At 52.5% G+C, this 21,710-nt stretch carries 16 protein-coding genes; 13 read left to right on the top strand and 3 right to left on the bottom strand.

All coding sequences use genetic code 11. The features are described 5' to 3' along the window. Positions 1-17 precede the first annotated feature (17 nt). The 4 genes from D5E69_RS20150 to nadR are packed head-to-tail and all read left to right on the top strand — an operon-like array spanning position 18 to position 3,080. On the top strand, positions 18-794 hold the full coding sequence (locus tag D5E69_RS20150) for an NUDIX domain-containing protein (RefSeq protein WP_159130129.1): 777 nt from the start codon (positions 18-20) through the stop codon (positions 792-794). Between the two features lie 18 nt (positions 795-812). Then, complete coding sequence (locus tag D5E69_RS20145) at positions 813-1,364, top strand: cysteine hydrolase family protein (protein WP_048012453.1); 552 nt, start codon at positions 813-815, stop codon at positions 1,362-1,364. Beyond that, a complete protein-coding gene (gene pnuC / locus D5E69_RS20140) occupies positions 1,361-2,056 on the top strand; it encodes a nicotinamide riboside transporter PnuC (RefSeq protein WP_063191889.1) in 696 nt (231 codons plus the stop codon). The genes D5E69_RS20145 and pnuC overlap by 4 nt, the downstream gene beginning before the upstream one ends. 1 nt (position 2,057) lies before the next feature. Continuing rightward, positions 2,058-3,080 (top strand): multifunctional transcriptional regulator/nicotinamide-nucleotide adenylyltransferase/ribosylnicotinamide kinase NadR, encoded by a 1,023-nt coding sequence (gene nadR / locus D5E69_RS20135; RefSeq protein WP_063191888.1) that lies wholly within the window; start codon positions 2,058-2,060, stop codon positions 3,078-3,080. Positions 3,081-3,116: 36 nt separating this feature from the next. On the opposite strand, the gene D5E69_RS20130 is transcribed toward nadR, so the two are convergent. Continuing rightward, entirely contained in the window at positions 3,117-4,697 is a 1,581-nt protein-coding gene (locus D5E69_RS20130; protein ID WP_063191887.1) for an FMN-binding glutamate synthase family protein, read from the bottom strand. A 63-nt stretch (positions 4,698-4,760) separates the two neighbouring features. Then, positions 4,761-6,482 (bottom strand): pyruvate oxidase, encoded by a 1,722-nt coding sequence (locus D5E69_RS20125; RefSeq protein WP_048012449.1) that lies wholly within the window; start codon positions 6,480-6,482, stop codon positions 4,761-4,763. Positions 6,483-6,623: 141 nt separating this feature from the next. Between D5E69_RS20125 and D5E69_RS23430 the strand changes: the two genes are divergently transcribed. Beyond that, positions 6,624-6,785 carry a hypothetical protein gene (locus tag D5E69_RS23430; RefSeq protein WP_200843171.1) on the top strand — a complete coding sequence of 54 codons (162 nt, stop codon included), beginning with the start codon at positions 6,624-6,626 and terminating at the stop codon, positions 6,783-6,785. A 71-nt stretch (positions 6,786-6,856) separates the two neighbouring features. On the opposite strand, the gene D5E69_RS20120 is transcribed toward D5E69_RS23430, so the two are convergent. Beyond that, positions 6,857-8,068, bottom strand: coding sequence for an SGNH/GDSL hydrolase family protein (locus tag D5E69_RS20120; protein ID WP_159130128.1), 1,212 nt, complete (start codon positions 8,066-8,068; stop codon positions 6,857-6,859). Positions 8,069-8,331: 263 nt separating this feature from the next. On the opposite strand from D5E69_RS20120, the gene manA reads away from it, so the two are divergent. The 8 genes from manA (at position 8,332) to D5E69_RS20080 (ending at position 21,701) form a co-directional block, all read left to right on the top strand. Beyond that, entirely contained in the window at positions 8,332-9,279 is a 948-nt protein-coding gene (gene manA / locus D5E69_RS20115; RefSeq protein WP_159130127.1) for a mannose-6-phosphate isomerase, class I, read from the top strand. Between the two features lie 670 nt (positions 9,280-9,949). Continuing rightward, positions 9,950-11,875: a BglG family transcription antiterminator gene (locus D5E69_RS20110; RefSeq protein WP_159130126.1), complete on the top strand. Its 1,926-nt coding sequence runs from the start codon at positions 9,950-9,952 to the stop codon at positions 11,873-11,875. Between the two features lie 436 nt (positions 11,876-12,311). Next, positions 12,312-14,267, top strand: a complete 1,956-nt coding sequence (locus D5E69_RS20105) for a PTS fructose transporter subunit IIABC (RefSeq protein ID WP_048006481.1) — start codon at positions 12,312-12,314, stop codon at positions 14,265-14,267. Positions 14,268-14,485: 218 nt separating this feature from the next. Further along, positions 14,486-15,943 (top strand): cell wall-binding repeat-containing protein, encoded by a 1,458-nt coding sequence (locus D5E69_RS20100; protein WP_159130125.1) that lies wholly within the window; start codon positions 14,486-14,488, stop codon positions 15,941-15,943. Between the two features lie 195 nt (positions 15,944-16,138). Further along, complete coding sequence (locus D5E69_RS20095; protein ID WP_159130124.1) at positions 16,139-17,539, top strand: glycoside hydrolase family 1 protein; 1,401 nt, start codon at positions 16,139-16,141, stop codon at positions 17,537-17,539. Beyond that, the gene (locus D5E69_RS20090) at positions 17,517-18,410 is read left to right on the top strand and encodes an ROK family protein (RefSeq protein WP_238284482.1); all 894 of its coding nucleotides are present in this window, start codon (positions 17,517-17,519) and stop codon (positions 18,408-18,410) included. The genes D5E69_RS20095 and D5E69_RS20090 overlap by 23 nt, the downstream gene beginning before the upstream one ends. After that, positions 18,403-19,026, top strand: coding sequence for a YesL family protein (locus D5E69_RS20085; protein ID WP_053429510.1), 624 nt, complete (start codon positions 18,403-18,405; stop codon positions 19,024-19,026). The genes D5E69_RS20090 and D5E69_RS20085 overlap by 8 nt, the downstream gene beginning before the upstream one ends. Beyond that, positions 19,026-21,701: an alpha-mannosidase gene (locus D5E69_RS20080; protein WP_159130122.1), complete on the top strand. Its 2,676-nt coding sequence runs from the start codon at positions 19,026-19,028 to the stop codon at positions 21,699-21,701. The genes D5E69_RS20085 and D5E69_RS20080 overlap by 1 nt, the downstream gene beginning before the upstream one ends. The last annotated feature ends 9 nt before the right edge of the window (positions 21,702-21,710 follow it).

Here is a 21,710-nt window from a genome sequence, read left to right as displayed (position 1 = left end):
TTAAAAAGGAGCCTGTCATGAAACACACTACATCCTCATACACCAACCAGCCATCCTTCACTACTCCGGACGGATACACGAGCGACATTGCGGTGTTCACCATCGACCTTCATTATCCGGAGGAACATAAGCCGCCGGTTCCGACGCTGAAGATCCTGCTCATCAAAAGGGCAGAGTTCAATCTTGAAGGGGAACCGAATATCGAAGCCGGGAAGTGGGCGCTGCCAGGTGGTTTCGTCCGGCCGCAGGAGACGGCGGCTGAAGCGGCAATCCGCGAACTGAAGGAGGAGGCGGGGGTCGATCGCATCCATCTGAAGCATTTTGCCGTGTACGATGCGCCGGATCGTGATCCCCGTGGGTGGATCCTCTCGAATGCATTCTATGCGATTGTGAAGGCAGGATACCTGGCAGGGCGGACCGCGTCAGAAGACGCAGCGGAGGTGGAGCTGTTCACGTGGGAGGAAGCGCTGGAGTTGGATCTTGCGTTTGATCACCGTGACATGCTGAATGATGCCTTCCGGATGATTCAGGGGGAAATGCTACAGACGACGGTGGCGAAAGAGTTTTTGCCCGAGGCATTCACGCTGTCTGAGCTGAGGAGCCTTCTTCTTCTCATGACGGATGACCCGGGGATTGCCAATGTGTCGGCATTCAACCGCGATGCACCGAAGTACCCGTTCCTGGAGCCTGTCACGGATAGGGAAGGAAATGTGAAGACCACAACGAGGACGGCGAAGCGGGCGACGCGATTGTTCCGCTTCAGGGGAGAGGCACCTGCACCATCAATCTATTAATCTTTAGGGGGAGAAACAATGAAGAGGGCATTGATTGTGATTGATTATACGGTGGATTTTGTAGCGGATGAAGGAAAGCTCACGTGCGGGGAGCCGGGGCAAGTGATCCAAGGAAAGATTGCCGGGCTGATGAGGGAATTTGCTGAAGCGGGCGACTATGTGGTCGTGGCAAATGACATCCACTTCGAAGGGGATGAGTTCCACCCCGAAACCAGACTGTTCCCGCCTCATAATATCGCGGGGACGGAAGGCCGGGAGCTATACGGAGCCGTCCGCACGGCGTATGACGATGTGAAAGCATCGGGCGCTTCGATCCTTGAATTCGATAAAACGAGATACAGTGCGTTCGCCGGAACGGAGCTTGATCTGCGCCTGAAGGAGCGCGGCATCCGGGAGATCCACCTTGTTGGCGTGTGTACGGACATTTGCGTCCTCCATACGGCAGTGGATGGCTACAACCTCGGGTACAGCATGGTCGTGCACCGGGAAGCTGTTGCTAGCTTCAATCAGGCGGGGCATGAATGGGCGCTGGACCATTTCAAACACACCCTGGGGGCTGATGTCAGATGAGTGTCTTCAAGGACTGGACGCTGTTTGAGAAGTGCTGGCTGGCGGTCTTTACGGTCATCAATCTGTATCTTTTCGTTGCACTCGATGACACTCTCCTCGGACTGATCGTGTCCCTGACCGGGATGATGTGTGTGGTGCTGGTGGCGAAGGGGAAGATTGCCAATTACTATTTCGGGATCATCCAGACCGGACTGTATGCGTACATCGCGTACGGCTACGGGTTGTATGGGGAGGTCATGCTGAACGGCCTGTTCTATTTCCCCCTCCAGTTTGTGGGGATCTATCTGTGGAGCCGTCATACCGTGAAGAGTGATGCCCGTGGGGAGGATGTGGTCGTCCATTCCCTCAGTAAGTCCGGGTGGATGTGGACGATTGCGGGATTCGCCGTCGGGTTCACGGCTTATGCCCTCATCCTTCAGGAAATCGGCGGCCGCAATGTGTGGGTCGATTCTGCCACCACGGTGCTGTCGGTCATTGCGCAGCTCCTCATGTTGAAGCGGTTTACGGAGCAGTGGCTCGTCTGGATCATGGTGAACGTCCTCTCCATCGTCCTATGGCTGACCACCTTGATGACACAGGGAGGCAATGACTTTGCCATGCTCGTGATGTGGAGTGCGTTCCTTGTGAACAGCGTCTACGGCTACATCAATTGGAGACGGATCGGCAGTCAACAGGGGATGGAGGCAGCATGATATGAAGAAGATCGGATTCTACGGAGGGAAATTCCTGCCGCTTCATCAGGGGCATGTGTATGCCCTCATTCAGGCGTCCACCATGGTGGAGGAGCTGTATGTCGTCCTGTCACACTCTGAAAAGCGGGACCGGGAGATCTGTGCCCGGACGGATTTCCCCTATGTTCCGGCGACGGTCCGACTGCGCTGGCTCCATCAGCTCACGAAGGATATGCCGCATGTTCATATAGTGTCGATCGAAGACGATGCGGGAGATGAGGACTATGACTGGAGAGACGGGGCAGCCCTGATCAAGGAGGCGATCGGCCAGCCGATTGATGCGGTCTTTTCGTCTGAACGGGGATACTCGGATATTTTCCGGGAGTGCTATCCCGGTGCCGAGCATATCATCCTGGATGAAGAGCGGATGTTCGCCCCGATCTCTGCCACCATGATCAGGACTGACGGGGTATACCGTCACTGGGATATGATCCCGTCTGTGGCAAGATCGTATTTCGTGAAAAAAGTCGTGGTGGTCGGTACAGAGAGCTGCGGAAAATCGACGCTCGTGCGGAATCTGGCTACGGCGTTCAATACCAACTATGTGGCGGAATATGGCCGGACGCGCTGTGAGGAGATCGGCGGATATGACGGGGTGCTGCTTGATGAGGATTACCCCATGATCGCTTATGAGCAGCAGCGTCAGGTAGAGAAGTCATCGATCCTGAGCCATCGCGTCCTGTTCGTGGATACGGAGGCGACGGTGACCCAATTTTATTCGGAATTGTATAACGCGAAGCATCAGGATGTACTGGATTCCATCGCAAAAGCCCAGGAATATGATCTGTATCTGTTCCTTGAGCCTGATGTCGAGTGGGTGGACGATGGCTGGCGGATGCACGGGGAAGAGGCCGTCCGAAGGCAGAATCACGAGCGGCTACAGAAGCTGCTGGAGGAAAACGGCATTCCGTTCACTACGCTCACGGGTTCGTACCGGGAGAAGTGGGAGGAAGCGCTCCGGCTTGTGAATGGAATCCTGGAATAGAAGAAAGCCCGGTGGAATCACCGGGCTTTGCTGTGTTTACAGGGCTTTCTGCGGGACATCGGGAGACAGGGGCATCAGCCGGCCGTCCCGGTCCTTGTAGACGATATGATCCCGGGTGAATTTCGCCGGGGAATCGATGCCGGCCGCTGCTGCAAGGTTGAAGAGCCCTTCCCTGAGGGAAAGGATGTAGTTGCAGACACGGAAGGACTTCTCTTCGACCACGAGTGCTTCCTGAAGCTTATCGTCGGTGGTGGCAACCCCGACGGGACAGTTGTTCGTATGGCATACCTGAGCCTGGATGCAACCGACGGAGAACATGAGGCCCCTGGCGATGTTGACGAAGTCGGCTCCAAGGGCGAGGGCGTACGCAATCTTGTCGGGGGTGAGGAGCTTCCCGGATGCGAAGATTTTCACCTTGTCCCGGACCCCGTGTTGGACGAGGGTATCATGGACGAAGGGAAGGGCCGATTTGATGGGCACACCCGTGGCATCGGCGAGCTCCTGATACGATGCACCGGTCCCGCCTTCTCCACCGTCGACGGTGATGAAATCGGGATGACGGCCCGTTTTGGCCATGAAGGAAGCGAGCTCTTCGATATCCCCGGTGTTCCCGACAACGAGCTTGATGCCGACGGGTTTTCCACCGACTTCACGAAGTTGTTCAATGAAGTCGAGCATGCCTTCCGGGGAATTGAACTCACGGAATCTGTTCGGGCTGTCGATGGACTCCCACGCCTCCACGTTCCGGATCGAAGCGATCTCGGGAGTGACCTTCTTGCCGTCAAGATGGCCGCCGCGGGTCTTGGCACCCTGGGCGAGCTTCAATTCGAACGCTTTAATTTCCTTCAGGTCGCTTTTCTTCTTGAATTCTTCCCAGGAGAAATCCCCGTCTTTCGTCCTCACACCGAATAGCCCGGGTCCGATCTGGCAGATGATGTCCACACCGCCTTTTAAATGATGCTTCGATAATCCGCCTTCCCCGGTGTTCATCCATGTCCCGCCCGCAAGGCCGAGTCCAGTCGACAGGGCGGTGACGGCGTTGCCCCCGAGGGAGCCGTAGCTCATGGCCGACTGTCCGACGAGCCCTTTGACGCGGAAGGGGTGGCGGCATGTATGCTCTCCAATGATGGGAGCGTCTTCATCTTTCAGGAGGAAGGGATCGGCCAACGTTTCTTCGCGGTGTTCCTTGCGGTTGAAGAGGTTGTCCTTATCAATCTTATATACTTTCGTCGGCACCTTTTTCTCATTGTCCACGTTCAGTTCATCGCGCTGGACGGGGAACAGGGTATTCCGGATGAAGTAGCCCTCCCCGTCAAAGTCGCGCTCCGAACCAAAGCCAAGCATGCGGGTGTTATACTTGCCGGATTTCACGGTGCTTGTATAGTCATTTCGGGAGAAGGGTTTCCCTTCAGAATCATTATTGAAGAAATATTGCCTGAGCTCTGGTCCCATCTTTTCGAGGATATATCGCATCTTGCCGAGAACGGGATAGTGACGCAGGATCGCATGTTCCTCCTGGCGCTCATCGACCCGCCATATGTAAAAAAGAAAGGCGGCGGGAACAAGGATGACCAGTGCAAGGAGGATGAGCAGGATCCAAAGTAATATCGTTTCCATGAGGAAGACCCCCTTTAGTGATTGAATGGAAAAAAGCCGGGCGGATGCCCGGCCGAATCATGGTCAGAACAGGCGCTTCAAAGCTTTCTTGAGAGGCGGCATTTCGACGCTGTGATCTTTGTAGAATTTCTTCATCATATGTTTCGTATAGCCTTGGGCCTGTTCCCAGGTGATTTTGCCTGGAAGGGGAGGTTCAAGGTCGATTTCAACATCGATGATGACAGGTTTATTCGATGCTTTCGCCATATCGAAGGCAGGTCCGAGGTCTTCGTATGTCTTCACGTGATAGCCTTCCCCTCCGCATGACTTGGCGAATTGGGCAAAATCGATCTCCTGAAGCTCTGTGGCGTATTCAAGATGACCGGCTGCTTCCTGTTCATACTTGATCATGCCGATGCGGCTGTTGTTGAGCACCACCACGATGATCGGAAGCTTATATTTAACGGCGGTCACGAAGTCCTGCATGTTCATCGCGAAACCACCGTCTCCGCAGACGGCGATGGCCTGTCGGTCCGGATAGGCGAGCGAGCTTGCAATGGCACCCGGCAGTCCGCAACCCATCGTGGCCAGCCAGCTGGAAATGATGAAGTCCTGATTGGTGATGTTGAAGTAGCGGGCCATCCACACGGTTACGTTTCCGACATCAACAGAAAGGACGGCATCCTCGTCTGCAATCCGCTCGATGTGAGGGATGACCTGGGGTGCTTTGAGTGGTGTGGATGTTTCTTCCGTGTCTTTCCCGATATGGGTCCACCAGTTCTGCATATTCTTCTGGCACTCTTCCAGGAAGGAGCGATCGTCCCTGCGCTGGAGGTGCTTATTCCATTCCTCCAGTACGAGGGCCGTATCCCCTACGATGCCGGCGGAAACGGGGTACCGCTTCCCGATCTGGGCGGGATCCACATCGACCTGGATCGCTTCGGCATCATCCGGTAGATAATCCCGGTACGGGAAGGAGGTCCCGATCATGATCATGAGGTCTGTTTCTTCCATTGCTTCATACGCAGGCTTCGTCCCAATCTGACCAAGCTGTCCGAGGTTCAGAGGATGCCGGTCCGGCAGCACGCCTTTAGCGGGAAGGGTGAAGATGATCGGGGCCCCGATCGTATCGGCGAATGCCTCGAGCTCTTTCTTTGCCGCTTTCGTTCCGGTTCCCGCCAGGATGACAGGGCGCTTGGCATTTTCGATGAAGTTGAGACCGGTGATGAGATCCTCCTTTTGAGGGATGTGTCTTGAGAATGATGTCAGACTCGATGTGAAAGAAGTTGCATTCTTGATTTTGTCCCTCGGGATGTCGTCCGGGATGACGAGGACGGCGACCCCATTTCGCGCATAGGCTGTGCGGATGGCCTGGTTCAGCATGTCAGGGAAAGCTTCCGCCGAGGCTACGGTCTCTGAATAGACCGAAACGTCGTCGAACATGCGTGCCAGATGAACCTCCTGGAATGAATCACGGCCGAGTTCCGTTGTCGCCACCTGACCTGCGAGGACCAGCACCGGTGCTCCGTCGGCCTTTGCGTCATACAGTCCGTTCAACAGATGGATCGCGCCAGGTCCGCCGATCGTCATGCAGACACCGATCTTCCCGGTCAGCTTTGCATAGGACGAGGCGGCCAGTGCCGCCACTTCCTCATGACGGATCTGGATGAACTCAATGTCGTCTTTCTTTCCGCGAAGTACATCTACAAAGTTATTGATCGAATCACCGGGCATCCCGAAGATATGCTGAACGTCCCAGTTTTGAAGGACGTCTGCAGCGGCATGTCCTGCCAGCGTTTTTGCCATAAGTATTCCCTCCTGGTGTATATGTCTTTCATTCTCTACCACTATTTCTTTCCAACTAAACTACGGAAGTAGAAATGATTGCATAATGGAGGAGGATTTTTCTACACTGGAAGTAACGATTGTTCTCAAGGGGGAACCACCATGTTCAATGCAATCAGACAATGGTTCAAGCCATCCCGCTGCGCGGTATGCGGCCGGAAGCCCGTGCAACCGCAGCGCTACATGAATGACCGCGGGGAGCCGGTGCTCGTGTGCAGGAAGTGTACGGAATATGCGGAGAGAAGGGCGTTTGTGAGGAGGTAATGAAAGGAGCGGTCCCTCCTAGGTGGGACCGCTCCTTACTCATTTTGGGGATAGGCCTCTGCCGCCCTCTCTCAATGGTCAAACATCTTCAATTTTACCGTCTCGGCCATTTTCCGGTACCCTGCTTCATTCGGATGCAGTCCGTCCCCTGAATTGTATTTCGGCTGGAGTCTGGATGGATCATCGGGATTCCGCAGCACTTTATCAAAGTCGATCACCCCGTCGAAGGCACCGCTATTCCGCATCCATGCGTTGACTTTGCGGCGCGTCCGGTCGCCTTCCGCGGTGTATTTTCCTGAGTCATTGTATGGGGAGATCGTGACTCCATAGATTTCGACGCCGTTCTTATGGGCCTCCTTGATCATGGCCTTCATTTCATCGATGATGGTCACGGCATCTGTCTCCGGGTGATGGCGGATATCGTTGATTCCCTGATGGACGATGACGCCTTTCACGCCTGTTTGTTCAAACACATCCCTCTTCAGTCGATCAGGGGCTTTTTCCCCTTTTTCCTCAGGACTGTCGAGGAGCTGATTCGCAGAGATTCCTGCGTTCAGGACCGTCCATTTTCCGTCTGACTCATCATTGATCCGCTCGGACAGATAGTCCGTCCACCTGTGATTGGAGTCGACCTTTGAGTCGTTCCCGTTATCGATGGAGCTGCCGAGGACGACGATGGACCCTTTGACCTTCTTATCGGTCCGCACATCGACCCCATCGAGCCAGTACCATCCTTTTTCAATGGATTTGAATCCGTCTTTTCCTGCCTTGCCAGCGGCGTCTCCATCAGCTGAATAGGTCGTCTGCATCGACCGCGGGTGCCAGGTGGCAGGTCCTGATTCCCCTTTGAAATATAGGCTCACCGTCAGAGCTTCATCTTTAGAGATCTTGATGGGGATCGAATCACTGTAGGTCCTTTCGCCGGCCGGGATGCGTACATCCTTTTTACCGTCAAAGGAGACGGATACAGGATCTTCCTTTGTTTCCGCCCCTTTTTTCGTTATGCCGATACTCACTTTATCGACCTTCAGCTCTTCATCAGAAAACACGTTTGACAGCCGGATTCGAACCTGATCTCCGTCCACATGGGGTTTGACCACCATGCGCACGGTCTGATCCTTGAACCCTTCATGGGATTCACCGTCATCGAAGGGCTCCTGCATCGCCGTCATCCAGGCGCCCATCCAGTGCCTTTCCTTCACCTTCTCTTCTTTTCCTTGATTCACAAAAAGGATGCCACCGACCACTACCGCGGCAAGTGCTATGTATAAAAAGATCCTCACCTTTTTCACCTCATTTAAGACTGACAGTATTCCTTACCCGATCTCTCTATATAGTAATGCCAAGGCAAGCGAATTTTATGATTTGGTCATATGGCTCCAAGATAGGGGAGTGCGGTGGAACAGTCAATGAACAATTCCTGGCATCCCCCTCCCACACGGCAATGGAATAAAAAAGATTGAAACCCTTCTCACAATGTAAGAAAATAGGTGGGGAAGAAAAAAGGAATGGCTCTGTTCATTCTTACATACATAGGAGGATCATCATGAATCAACCATTATTCTTAACACCCGTGTTCCAGGAACGAATTTGGGGAGGGACGGCCCTCAGGGATCAGTTCGGTTATGACATTCCTTCTGACAAGACCGGTGAGTGCTGGGCCATTTCCGGGCACCCGAACGGACAAAGTACCGTCCGAAGCGGGGAATTCGCAGGGAAGACCGTCGGGGAACTTTGGGATCAGCACCCTGAATTATTCGGGAATTACGATTCACCTGTATTCCCATTATTGACGAAGATCCTCGATGCCAACGCCGATCTGTCCGTTCAGGTTCATCCGGACGACAGCTATGCAAATATCAATGAGAACGGCGAGCTAGGAAAGACTGAATGCTGGTACATCATCGACTGTGATGAAGGAGCCGACATGATCTTCGGCCACAACGCCCTTTCAAAAGAGGAATTCACAAGCATGATCGAAAAAGGTGTGTGGAGCGATCTGCTCCGTCGCGTGAAGATCAAACCCGGCGACTTCTTCTATGTACCAAGCGGCACGATCCACGCCCTCTGCACCGGGACCCTCGTCCTTGAAACGCAGCAGAGCTCTGATACGACGTACCGCGTATACGACTACGACCGTACCGATGCAGACGGCAACACCCGTGAGCTTCACATCGACAAATCCATCGCCGTGACCACGATCCCACATACCGCGGAATCCGTGGAGCCGGAAGTCGACAGCCGCGACGGCGTGACCATCACCACCTTCGTCGAAGCAGAATACTTCACCGTGCATAAATGGGAAGTGAACGGCCACGCATCCTTCATCCAGGACAAGCCGTTCCAGCTCGCCAGCGTACTGAGCGGAGCCGGGACATTGCGCGTGCAGGGAGAAGACCACGTCTTGGAAAAGGGCATGCATCTCATCATCCCTGCCGATGTGGAAACGTTTGAAGTGGAAGGTCAGGTTGAATTGATTGTTTCTCATGTGTAATGGATTAAGGGAAGAGCGCAGGACCTTTTGGTTTTGCGTTTCTTTTTTTGTGTTGGCTGGATCAGGTTCGGGTTCGCAAATATTAGGCGGGGTTCGTATGGAAATCATGTTGAGTGCAAGAGATGTCATTCAATCATATGTAAACACCTTCGTTCGCAAATAAAAAAAAGACCTGAAATCAGACTCGCAAATAAATTTTTCAGTTCCGCAAATAATTTTTGGATTTTTGCAAATATTTTTTGGGGATTCGCAAGTATTTGCGGTCACTGGACCTACCAGACAGTGACCGAACCCTTAAAACAGGGAAAAGCGGCTGCGAGAATTGTCGAATGATGTCATAGAGGTGGGATGGAGTGTTTTCGACCTTTAGTATCGCTGATATCAGGACCCAATTTGCAAATAAGCGAACCATTCCGCTAGGTCTTGAAAAAAGAAGCAAATAAGAGCTCTGCTAACACGCCCAGCCATTCTACATTCCGATTATTGTTCACACCCACTACAAACGGGTGGAGCATCTCATACCACCACCAAACCTAAACAACTGTTTAACCCCACCACCCGGGACAGTACTCAATCCATGCCCCCCATCCAAACGTTTGTTTACATTTCCGTAAGCAAAAAGTATCATAAATAGATAAAACTCCCTGTCAAAACAGAGAAGGTGACGAGCATGAATGAAAGACAGCAGGAGATCTTGCGGATGCTGGTGAGCCGGCATCATGAATATGTCTTGATCAAAGAATTCAGTGAGGAGCTGCACTGTTCCGAAAAAACGGTGCGGAACGACCTCAAGGTGATACAGGAATCCATTGCAGCCTATCCGACGGCGGAGTTGATCCGGAAGCCGGGTCAGGGAATCTGCCTGGAAATCGGCGGACGCGACCGTGCGGAGCTATACCGCGAACTGCAAACGAGGGGAAGCAGTCATGTGGATGAGGAGGATCGGATCGTCCAGATTGCGTACTTTCTTCTCATGAATACAGACCCTGTCGTCGTGCAGAACCTGGTAGACCGGTATTATGTAAGCAAGTCGGTGATCAGGAAGGACCTCGAACGGATCGGGGACTGGTTGAAACGGTTTGATCTGGAGCTTCTGTCAAAGCAGAAGGTGGGGCTCACGATCGAAGGGACCGAGCTGAACCGTCGTCTGGCTTTGACGCGGCTTTCACAACTCGTGGATGATGGGGCGGATTCCTTCATTAGCGCTCAATTCACCCAGCATGAGATCACCATCGTGCGGCGGAGGCTTGAAGAGCTGCAGGAGAGGTTCGATCTTCATCTGACCGATGAAACCTTCGAACGGATCGTCGTTCATACCCTCCTCATGATCAAGCGGACGAAGCTGCAGCAGACGATCTCCCTTTCGGAAAAAGAAAAAACGATGATTATGGTGAAAAAAGAATATGGGTGGACGGTGGCATTCCTCGAAGGAATCGAGCCGTATTTTTCCGTGCGCTTCCCCGAAGCGGAGCAGGCATACCTGGCCCTGCACTTCCTTGGTGGGAAGTTCCGATATCAGGACGACGAAGCGATCCGCGAGCTCACCGGCCACGACAATCGACTCGGGGAAGTGACGGATCTTCTTCTCGGGAAGCTGTCCGAGATGCACGGCGTGGATTTTTACAGTGACCCGGAACTCTTCAACGGTCTGACCGTGCACTTGAATTCCACGTTGAATCGCCTGACATACGGACTTCCAGTCACAAATGTGATGCTCGGGGACATCAAGCGGATGTATCCGTTCATGTTCGACCGGATCATGCTCGTCCTTGAAGAACTGGCAGGCATCGAGGTGCCGGAAGAGGAAGCCGCCTATATCACCCTACACTTCCAGGCATCACTCGAGCGCCTGCAACAATCCATAACAGACGTGAAAAGAGTCGTCATCGTCTGTCATATGGGGATGGGGATGTCCCAGCTCCTTCGTACAAAAATCGAGCGGAAATTCACGTCTGTCCTTGTGCTGGCAAGCATCGGTAAAGGGGAGCTGCAGTCCTTCCTCGAGACAAGCGAGGCGGATCTCATCATTTCCACGATCAGCCTTCCCGACATGGGCGTCCCGGCGATCGTCGTTTCCCCGCTGCTCGGAAAACAAGATGAAGAAAGGCTGAAGGAGCGATTGACGTACCTCGAGGACCCGGTGCAGAGGGGACAAAAGGAATCGGTCATCCTGAAGTTCGCCAACCCATTCCTCGTCTTTCTTCAACAGGAAGGTTCCAGCCGCTACGAGTTGATCCGGAAGCTTGCAGGGACCCTCGTGGACAAAGGGTTCGTCGATCATGCCTACATAGAAAATGCCATGATCCGCGAACGGATGTCGGCAACCACCATCGGGGCAGGGATCGCCATTCCCCATGGTCATCCCGACCTCATCCACCAGTCGGCCATCGCCATCGCCACCCTGCGTGAACCGATCGAATGGGGCGAGGAGAAAGTCTCCCTCGTCTTCCTCCTCGCCGTCAAAAGCACCGAACCGGCCGAATCCCGCCAGCTCTTCCAGGAAATCTCGCACCTCACCGAGAACCCGGAACGGATCGAGCAGCTCCTCTCCGACCGTGACGCCATGACATTCCTGACCCATCTCGGGGCCGTGTGAAACGGCCTCTTTTTTTATTTAGTATTTTAAATGAAACACAGAGATGAAAGGGTTAGTAATTCCTCGGCTCGTGATGAAAAGAGACATAAGTATGCGTGCGGGATTCTATTTACAGACCAATCGTCAGGAATTTATTCTACTATTTCGCACAAGTGTCTTGCAGTGGAGGTCGACCGACTCCAGCGGGAGTAGCGGGCAGGTGAGACCCTGCAGGCCTGCCGAAGCGGCTCACCGCCCGCCTCGCAGGAAAGCGGTCGACCGAAGCGGAAAGACACATCCAATCTATGGAACCAAGGTATTTGTAGCCAAGCATCATAACCCCGGGAAAAACAATATATCCACTTTTACCACAACCTCCGGTAACAACTTGACCTTTTTCGACAGGATTCTCGGTGTATAGTAAATGTAAGCGATTTCGATAAAGGAGACAAACACTATGAAAATACTAGCCATCACCTCATGTCCAAATGGAATTGCCCATACATACATGGCCGCCGAGAACCTCGAAAAAGCAGCCAAAGAAATGGGCGTCGAAATAAAAGTCGAGACACAGGGCTCCATCGGTGTCGAGAACGAACTGACCGATAAAGACATCCAGGAAGCAGCAGGCATCATCATCGCCGCTGATAAAACCGTCAATAAAGACCGCTTCAACGGCAAGCAGCTCCTCGTCACGGGCGTGCAGGACGGGATCCGCAAGCCGAAGGAACTCATCCAAAAGGTGATCGACGGAGATGCTCCGATCCATCAATCAAGCGGACAGACCGAGAAGAAGTCCGATAAGAAAGAAAACCCAATCTATCGTCACCTTATGAACGGCGTATCGTACATGGTTCCGTTCATCGTCATCGGCGGTCTGCTCATCGCCGTGGCCCTGACACTCGGAGGCCAGAAAACGCCGGGCGGACTCGTCATTCCGGATGATTCATTCTGGAAGCATATCGAAGCCATCGGTTCTGCGTCCTTCACGTTCATGGTGCCGATCCTCGCCGGGTTCATCGCCTACAGCATCGCCGACAGGCCGGGTCTTGCACCAGGTGTCGTCGGAGGATTCATCGCCGCCAACGGAAGTTTTTATGGAAGTGAAGCAGGAGCCGGATTCATCGGTGGGATCATCGCCGGTTTCCTTGCAGGGTATGCCGCTCTCTTGATCAAGAAGATCAAAGTACCAAAAGCCATCATGCCGATCATGCCGATCATCATCATCCCGGTACTCGCCTCCCTCATCGTCGGCCTTGCCTTCGTTTATCTGATCGGGGCGCCGGTTGCGAATATCTTTGAAGTCCTGACAGACTGGCTCGCCGGTATGCAGGGAACAAGCTCCATCCTTCTTGCCTTGATCCTTGGAGCCATGGTGTCATTCGATATGGGTGGGCCGGTCAATAAGGTCGCCTTCCTCTTCGGATCTGCCATGATCGGAGAAGGAAACTATGAGATCATGGGCCCGATTGCCGCGGCCATCTGTATCCCGCCGATCTCCATGGGACTCGCAACATTCATCGGCCGCAAGAAATTCCATGCCGCCGAGAAAGAAACAGGAAAAGCATCGTTCACGATGGGACTCTTCGGGATCACCGAAGGAGCAATCCCGTTTGCTGCACAAGATCCACTCCGCGTCATCCCGAGCATCATGATCGGATCCATGACCGGTTCCGTCATCGCCATGCTCGGTCACGTAGGAGACCGCGTGGCACACGGTGGTCCAATCGTTGCCGTACTTGGTGCCGTGGATAATGTATTCATGTTCTTCGTCGCCGTCATCGTCGGCTCATTCGTCGCAGCCATCGTTGTGAATCTATTGAAAAAAGACATTGTGGAAGAAGCCCTTACTCCTGAAGGTGTCTCAGTCAGCGTACCGGAAGAAGAGAAAGTGGAAGAACCTGCCGTACACAAAACTGCGCCTGAGGCAACACAGGCTGCAGCACCGGTTGAAATCAACCGCCTGACCGATATCACGAACCTCGATCTGATCGAGATCGACCTCGCCGGGGAGACCCGTGATGACGTCATCGACGAAATGATCACCAAGCTTCACGCCAATGGAAGCATCGCTTCAACCGCAGACTTCAAGGAAGCCATCATTGCCCGTGAAGAAGAAAGCTCCACCGGAATCGGCATGAACATCGCCATTCCGCACGGTAAGTCCGATTCGGTCCAGAAGCCAAGCGTCGTCTTCGGCATCAAACGGGACGGAGTAGATTGGAAGAGCCTCGACGGATCCGAAGCCAAGCTCATCTTCATGATCGCCGTACCGAAGCAAAGCGCCGGCAACGAACACCTGAAGATCCTTCAGCTCCTATCACGCCAGCTCATGGACGACGACTTCCGCAACCAGCTCCTCGCCGTCCAAACAAAAGAACAAGCCTACACACTACTGGAAAAAATAGAATAGAGTGAAGCAAGGGGACGGTTCCGATGCGTCAAAAAAATGACGCAAAGGAACCGTCCCCATGTGTCATGTTGTCGAAAAAAAGCAAATTTTGCTAGTTATCTCCATATGAAACTATTATACTAGGGAACAGGAATATTTTTCATGTAACTAGTTGATTAGTGAAAAGAGGAAAACAATTGAAGAGCATGTATAAAATATCATTATCAAGCCTGTTCGCTGTGATTATCTTGATACTCGTCGGCGGCCAGACTGCATCTGCATATTCCCTTGACCGTATCAGTGGCAATGACCGGTACCAGACGTCGGTCGCTGTATCCAAAAAAGGATGGAAGAGCGGGGCGAAGACCGTCATCCTCGTGAATGGGAAGGATCTTTCGGAAGCAGCTGTTGCTGCACCGCTTGCCAAGCATCTGGATGCCCCGGTGCTTCTGACGAATCCAACCGCACTGTCTTCAGCCACACGCAAGGAAATTCAACGGCTGAACCCGAAAACCATCATTCTCCTTGGTGGAAAAAAGAACCTTTCTGACAAGGTGATCGATGAAACGATCAAGGCAAAGGTGAAGCGGATCGGCGGGAAAGACAGCTACGAGACGGCTGCTTTGGTGGCAAAGGAGCTTCCGGCTTCATCTAAGGCTGTGGTCGCTTACAGTGGTTACCTGCACGATGTATTGGCTGCTGCCCCGTATGCAGCTAAGAATAAGATGCCGATTCTATTAACCAAGTCCGACAGTCTTCCGGCAGCTACGAAAAAAGCGCTGAAAGGGAAGAAAAGCACCATCGTGATCGGTCGTACAAAAGCCGTTTCGGAAAAAGTGAAGAAACAGCTTCCTAAACCAATCAGGATCAGTGGCAGCGATCGCTACGACACATCTGCACAAATCGCCAAGCTCATGGGCACGAAAAAGAAATCGTATGTGGTCACTGGAAAGGATATGACCGATGCAGTATCGGCATCCGCTCTGGCAGCGAAAGACGGAGGGGGGCTCCTCTTCGTGGAGAAAACCTACGTCTCCACCCCTGTCAAAGTCGTCATCGATCAAAACAAATTGACGCAGTTCACCGTCATAGGTGGTACGAATATCATTGACAACAAAGTCGGCGCCGAGCTCAAACAGCCGATCGAGCATCTCCTCGTGAACAAAAAAGTCGCTGTAGGGAAAGACTATAAAGCTGCGAAACTCGTAGAACCAAAGGTTAAATTCGCCTTCAGCTACAACGATCCAAAGCGTCTCATGGACAGCCGCGCCGTCCCGAACTTCGAGGCCCTCATGAAGGCGGCTTGGAAAGATAACGTGAAGCTTTACGCACAGTCCGGCTACCGCTCCTACGACAGACAGGCGGAACTGTATAACTACTACAAACGCACCTACGGGGAAAAGTACGCAAGCCGAATCAGTGCCAAACCGGGAACAAGCGAGCACCAGACCGGTCTTGCCATGGATGTGACCAGTCCATCCGTCGGCTATGGCCTCGTAGAAAAATTCGCCAACACGAAAGAAGGAAAATGGGTCGCGAAAAACGCCCATAAATATGGGTTCATCATCCGTTACCCTAAAGGAAAAGAAAATGAAACCGGGTATGCTTACGAGCCGTGGCATCTGCGCTATGTTGGGAAAGATGCAGCTAAAGAGATTTACTCCAAGAACATGACGTTCGAGAAATATGTGAAGTAATCAAGGTGAACCTTCCGCTTATGGCGGAAGGTTTTTTTCTTGGGTGCCACCAATTCGCTCTCATAAACTGTCCATATTAAAGTTTTCCTGCCTTTATTAAAGGACTTCCTGCCAGGCAGTTCCATGGTTGATTTTTTGTCTATATGATAGGGATAAGAGAAAATGTAAGCGATTTCTAAAAGGGGGGTGGGGATAATGGAATTCCCGAAAGGTTTTATGTGGGGAGCGGCTTCATCGGCGCCTCAGATGGAAGGGGCTTCAAGCCTAGGGGGGAAGTCTCCGAGCGTTTGGGATCATTGGTTCCAGAAAGAGCCACACGTCTTTTATCAAAGGATTGGGCCTGAGGAGACAACAGGTTTTTATGCCAATTATAAAAAAGATATTTCACTGATGAAAGAGCTCGGGTTCAATTCCTATCGTACATCGATTTCATGGACGAGGCTGATGCCCGACGGTCACACGTTGAATGACGAAGCAGTGGAGTTTTACCGTGATGTGTTCACCAGAATGCTTGACCAGGGCATCCGCCCCGTGGTGAATCTTTTTCATTTTGACATGCCGTATTGGCTTTATGAGAAAGGTGGATGGGATATCAGGGAGTCAGCGGAAGCTTTCGCCTTATATGCGGAAACGGCTTTTAAATGTTTTGGGGATCTTGTAGAGGACTGGGTGACCTTCAATGAACCGATTGTCCCTGTAGAGATGGGCTACTTGAATGATAAGCATCTACCTGGTGTGTTCAACATCAGGAGAGCCTGTCAGGCTGGGTTCCACACCTTGCTTGCCCATGTCAAGGCAGTACAGGCTTTCCGGAAGAATGAGCATCGGGGAAGGATCGGCATCGTACTGAATCTGACGCCGAGTTATCCGAGATCAGAGAATGTGGATGATGTGAAGGCGGCAGAACTAGCAGACGCCCTATTCAATAAGAGTTTTCTTGACCCAGTCGTCAAGGGTGAATACCCACATGTCTTATGTGAGTTTATACGGAATGAAAGCATCAATGTCAACATGTACCCCGATGACCTGAAGTTGATCAAAGACAACCCGGTGGATTTCCTCGGGGTCAATTATTATCAGCCGAGAAGGGTGAAGGCAGGGGATGAGGGGGCTGAACATGTCTTGGATCGTTCCTTCCTCCATTACGAGTGGCCTGATAGAAAGATGAATCCGCACCGGGGATGGGAGATCTATGAGAAGGGGATCTATGACATCGCCATTCAGATCCGTGATGAATACGGGAATATCCCTTGGTTTATCGCTGAGAACGGCATGGGTGTCGAGGGGGAAGGCCGTTTCAGGGACGAGGCGGGATCCATACAGGATGAGTACCGGATCGAGTTTTTTGAAGAGCACCTGAAATGGCTCCATAAGGGAATTGGTGAAGGCTCCAATTGCTATGGATTCCATGTATGGACCTATATCGATAACTGGTCATGGCTCAATGAATACAAAAACCGCTACGGTCTTGTTGAGTTCGATCTTGATAGTGGCGAACGCAGGAAAAAGAAGAGTGCTGACTGGTTCAGGAAACTGGCGGAATCGAATCGATTACCGGGAGAGGCGGCATGTGATGAAACATCTATTCGCCATTGATATCGGTGGGACGTTCACGAAATTCGCCCTGGTCACCAGTCATGCTGACATTGTTCTGAAAGAGGAGGTCCCGACGCCTGTCAGTGTAGAGGAATTCAGCGTTCATGTCGATCAGGTTCTGGGAAGATGGCAGAGGGACCACCATATAGAGGGGATCGCCATCAGTTCTCCAGGCAGCGTAACGGATGCCGGTTTTGTCCTCGGGCATAGTGCGGTGAATTTCATCCATGTCGTGAATCTGCGTGCTTTATTCCACGAACGATACGGGTTGCCGGTCACAATGGAGAATGACGCCAATTGTGCGGCCCTTGCAGAGCAGTGGAGCGGGGCTGGTGCCGGTTGTGATACATTTGCCTGCATCGTGTGTGGCACAGGGATCGGCGGAGGGATCGTCATCAACGGTCGGCTGCATAAGGGAGCGAATCTCCATGGTGGAGAATTCGGTTATTCCCTGATGGAAGGCCATGAAACGTGGAGTGAACGTGGATCATCATTTGCCCTGACGAAGCGTCTGAAGGATGAGCCCCCACATGGAGCCGCATGGACCGGCTCGCGTGTGTTCGAAGAGGCTGAAAAGGGTCATGCAGCAGCAGAGAAATCCCTCAATCAGTTCTTCCATACGATGGCTGTCGGGATATTCAATCTTCAATATATGCTTGATCCCGAGAAAATCCTCGTGGGCGGAGGCATTACGAGACAGCCGAGCTTCCTTCAGCGGTTGCAGACTGAGCTTGATCATGTCATGACGGCCAAGCCGATTGCAAAGGTGAAGCCGACTGTGGAAGTCTGTACCCATTTGGACCAGGCTCAGCTCATAGGGGCAGCCTATGTGTGGAGGAAGACATACGGAAAGGAAGATGTACATGTTTAATCGCTTGGGAAGTCTGTTCACAGAAGCGAGCCTCTGGATCTGGAAGACGATGCAGCTCAATGTGATCTGGTTCATGCATATCCTTCTTGGTGGAGTCGTTCTGGGCTTCTTTCCTGCCACAACGGCCCTATTCGCCACCACACGGAGATGGCTGAAGGGCGGTCTCGAAGAGCCGATCTACGATGGCTATCATCGCTACTACAAGGCGCATTTCTGGAAGACGAATGCAATCGGATGGATTTATACATCAATCGGTGTTTTCCTTGCCCTGGATCTATATCTCGTTACCCAACTGAAAGGAATCGTCGTGTTGTTCAGCACGGCAATCATCCTATTCCTCTCAATCCTATATGTTTTTTCATTTTTATATGTTTTCCCGTATTACGTCCATTTTGAGCAATCGCTCAAACATTATTTGATCCAGCCATTCATCCTCACCCTGATCAGCTTCAAGCAGAACCTGGTCATCACGATCGGCCTCACGATGGTAGGCTATCTCATCTATCAGATGCCTGGGTTGATTCCATTTGCCTTGGGCGTCATGCCGGCCTACTGGATCATGAAGGTATCCATGAACCGCTATAACCAATTTGCAGCGACAGGAGGAAAAGCTTGATGGGGAAAAAGACAGCGCATATCATCTCTCATTCCCACTGGGACCGGGAATGGTACATGTCCTTGGAAGAACATAAATATTATCTGGTCAAACTGTTCGATGATCTTCTCGCGAAATTAAAGGAAGATCCTGATTTTCATAGTTTCCACCTTGATGGGCAGACCATCATGGTAGATGACTACCTTGGCGTCCGGCCGGAAAGGGAGGCGGAAGTGAAGGCGTATATCCGGGAGGGCAGGCTCATCGTCGGACCGTGGTACATTCTGCAGGATGCCTTTCTTACAAGCTCGGAGGCCAATGTCCGCAATCTCCTGTATGGGATGAAGGACACGGCAGAGTGGGGGCAGGACGGGTATCTCGGCTACTACCCTGATACGTTCGGCGTCTACGGTCAGGCACCCCAGCTCCTTAAGCAGGCCAATATTGATACAGCCGCCTTCGGAAGGGGCGTGACCCCGACGGGCTTTAATAACCAGGTGCACCATGATGAGTTCTCGTCGCCTTATTCCGAGATGGTTTGGGAAGCACCGGACGGATCGCAGGTGCTCGGGATCCTGTTTGCCAACTGGTACTCGAATGGAAATGAAGTTCCTTCAGACCGTGAAGAGGCGAGGGTCTATTGGGAGAAGAAGCTCGCGGAGTCGGAGCGGTTTGCCTCGACTTCCCAGCTCCTGTATATGAACGGATGCGATCATCAACCCTTGCAGGCAGACATTACGACGGCCATTGAAGTCGCCAACGAACTCATGCCGGATGTGACGTTTAAGCATTCGAGCTTCAAAGCATACATAGACGACGTGAAAAACGAGCTGCCCGATGATCTGCAAACGATCCGTGGGGAGCTGAGGAATCAAAAGACCGATGGTTGGTCAACGCTTGTGAACACGGCTTCAGCGCGCATCTATTTGAAGCAGGCGAACGACCGCTGCCAGCTGCTGCTGGAGAAAGTGCTTGAACCCCTTGGTGTTCTTGTGGGGGATCGGGATCTGCATCGGGATTTCTCAGAATACTACTGGAAGCTCCTCATGGAGAATCATCCACACGATAGCATCTGCGGGTGCAGTGTCGATGAAGTCCACAGGGAGATGGTGACGCGATTCGAGAAGGTGGAGAAGGGAGCGCAGCGCTTTATCCATGAGCAGCTCCGCGACATGGCGTCAGGCCTTGATACCGGGCATGCCGATCCGTTGGCAGTACCCCTTATCCTTTTACATACGGAAGCATCATCCCGGGTGATCACCCAAAAGGTGATGGTGGATAAGATCTACTTCAGCGACAGGGATTTCCGTGAGATCCCTGGGTTATTAAAAGGTCGTGAGCTTCCGGTATATGCATTGGAGCGCGCTGATGGGACGTTGATCCCGGTCCATGTAGAGGACCATGGCGTTTCCTTCGGATATGATCTGCCGCGTGATGGCTTCAGGCGTCCTTACTACGGCAGGGAGATCAGCATCACGTTCCCCATCGACTTCACGACGGCTCTCGGCTATGAAGTGGTACACCTCATTCCTTCAGATGAAAGAATAGTGGGAAAAGGGATGTGGAACGAGGAGAAGCGTCAGCTTGAAAACGGGAACCTTCTGGTGACCATCCATGAGAATGGAAGCTATAGCCTTGTGGATAAACGCACAGGCTATGAATATCCGAATCTCGGCGTCTATGAGGATAGCGGTGATATCGGGAACGAATACATGTTCAAGGAAACCGGAGATCGCCTCAGGTTTACGACGGAAGATGCCCTGTCTGCTATCGATGTCGTCACGGATACCCCATACAAATCCATCGTTGAGATCCGCACAACCATGATCATCCCGAAAAGCGCTCATGAACATCTCCAGCAAGAACGTGAAAACTTGGTATGGCACCCGGAGCGGACTGCAACGCGATCAGAAGAGTTGACGGAATTCACGATCACGACGACCCTCACCCTCCTGAAAGGAGCAGAGGGGCTGAAGGTGGATGTGAAGATGGATAATCAGGTAAGGGATCACCGTATACGGGCCCGATTCCCGGTCGGCAAGGGAAATGACCATCACTATGCGGACAGCATCTTCGAAATTGTCAAGCGTCCCAATCAACCGGAAAGGCAGTGGGCGAATCCGACATTCGACCACCATATGCAACGATTCGCGAGTCTTGATGACGGGATTCAGGGTCTCACGGTGGCAGGCATCGGTCTCCATGAATACGAGATCACAGGAGGAAACGTCGTGGAGCTCACCTTATTGCGGTCTGTCGGGGAACTGGGTGACTGGGGTGTGTTCGATACTCCGGAAGCACAGTGCATCGGGGAGCAATCGGCATCCTTCATGATCATTCCTCATGCAGGATCGGTTCTTGAATCCAACATGTATAACAGAGCGTACAGCTATCCGCTCGATCCGACCGTGGTCCAGGTCGAGCGGAATGATGGGAACGGCTCAAGAGGTGAAGCCCCCTTCAAGTGGACAGGAGAGTCCCTTACGCTTACGGCCATCAAACCATCACTGAAGGGAACTGGGATCATCGTCCGCTGGTTCAATCCGACAGCGGAGGAGCAGTTGTTGACCGTAGAGGGCAGCGTGATCTACCGTTCTACCATACTTGAAGAAAAGAAGGAACAGATCGGTACAGGAAAAGCGGCATGCGCCGTTCGACCGTATGAGATCATCACCATGATCATTGATGAAGAATAAGGAGTGGAG

Origin of the sequence: Rossellomorea marisflavi (assembly GCF_009806575.1) — a bacterium.
Taxonomy (GTDB): domain Bacteria; phylum Bacillota; class Bacilli; order Bacillales; family Bacillaceae_B; genus Rossellomorea; species Rossellomorea marisflavi_A.
Note: the sequence above shows the minus strand (reverse complement) of the source record. Positions and strands in the feature narration are given on the sequence as shown.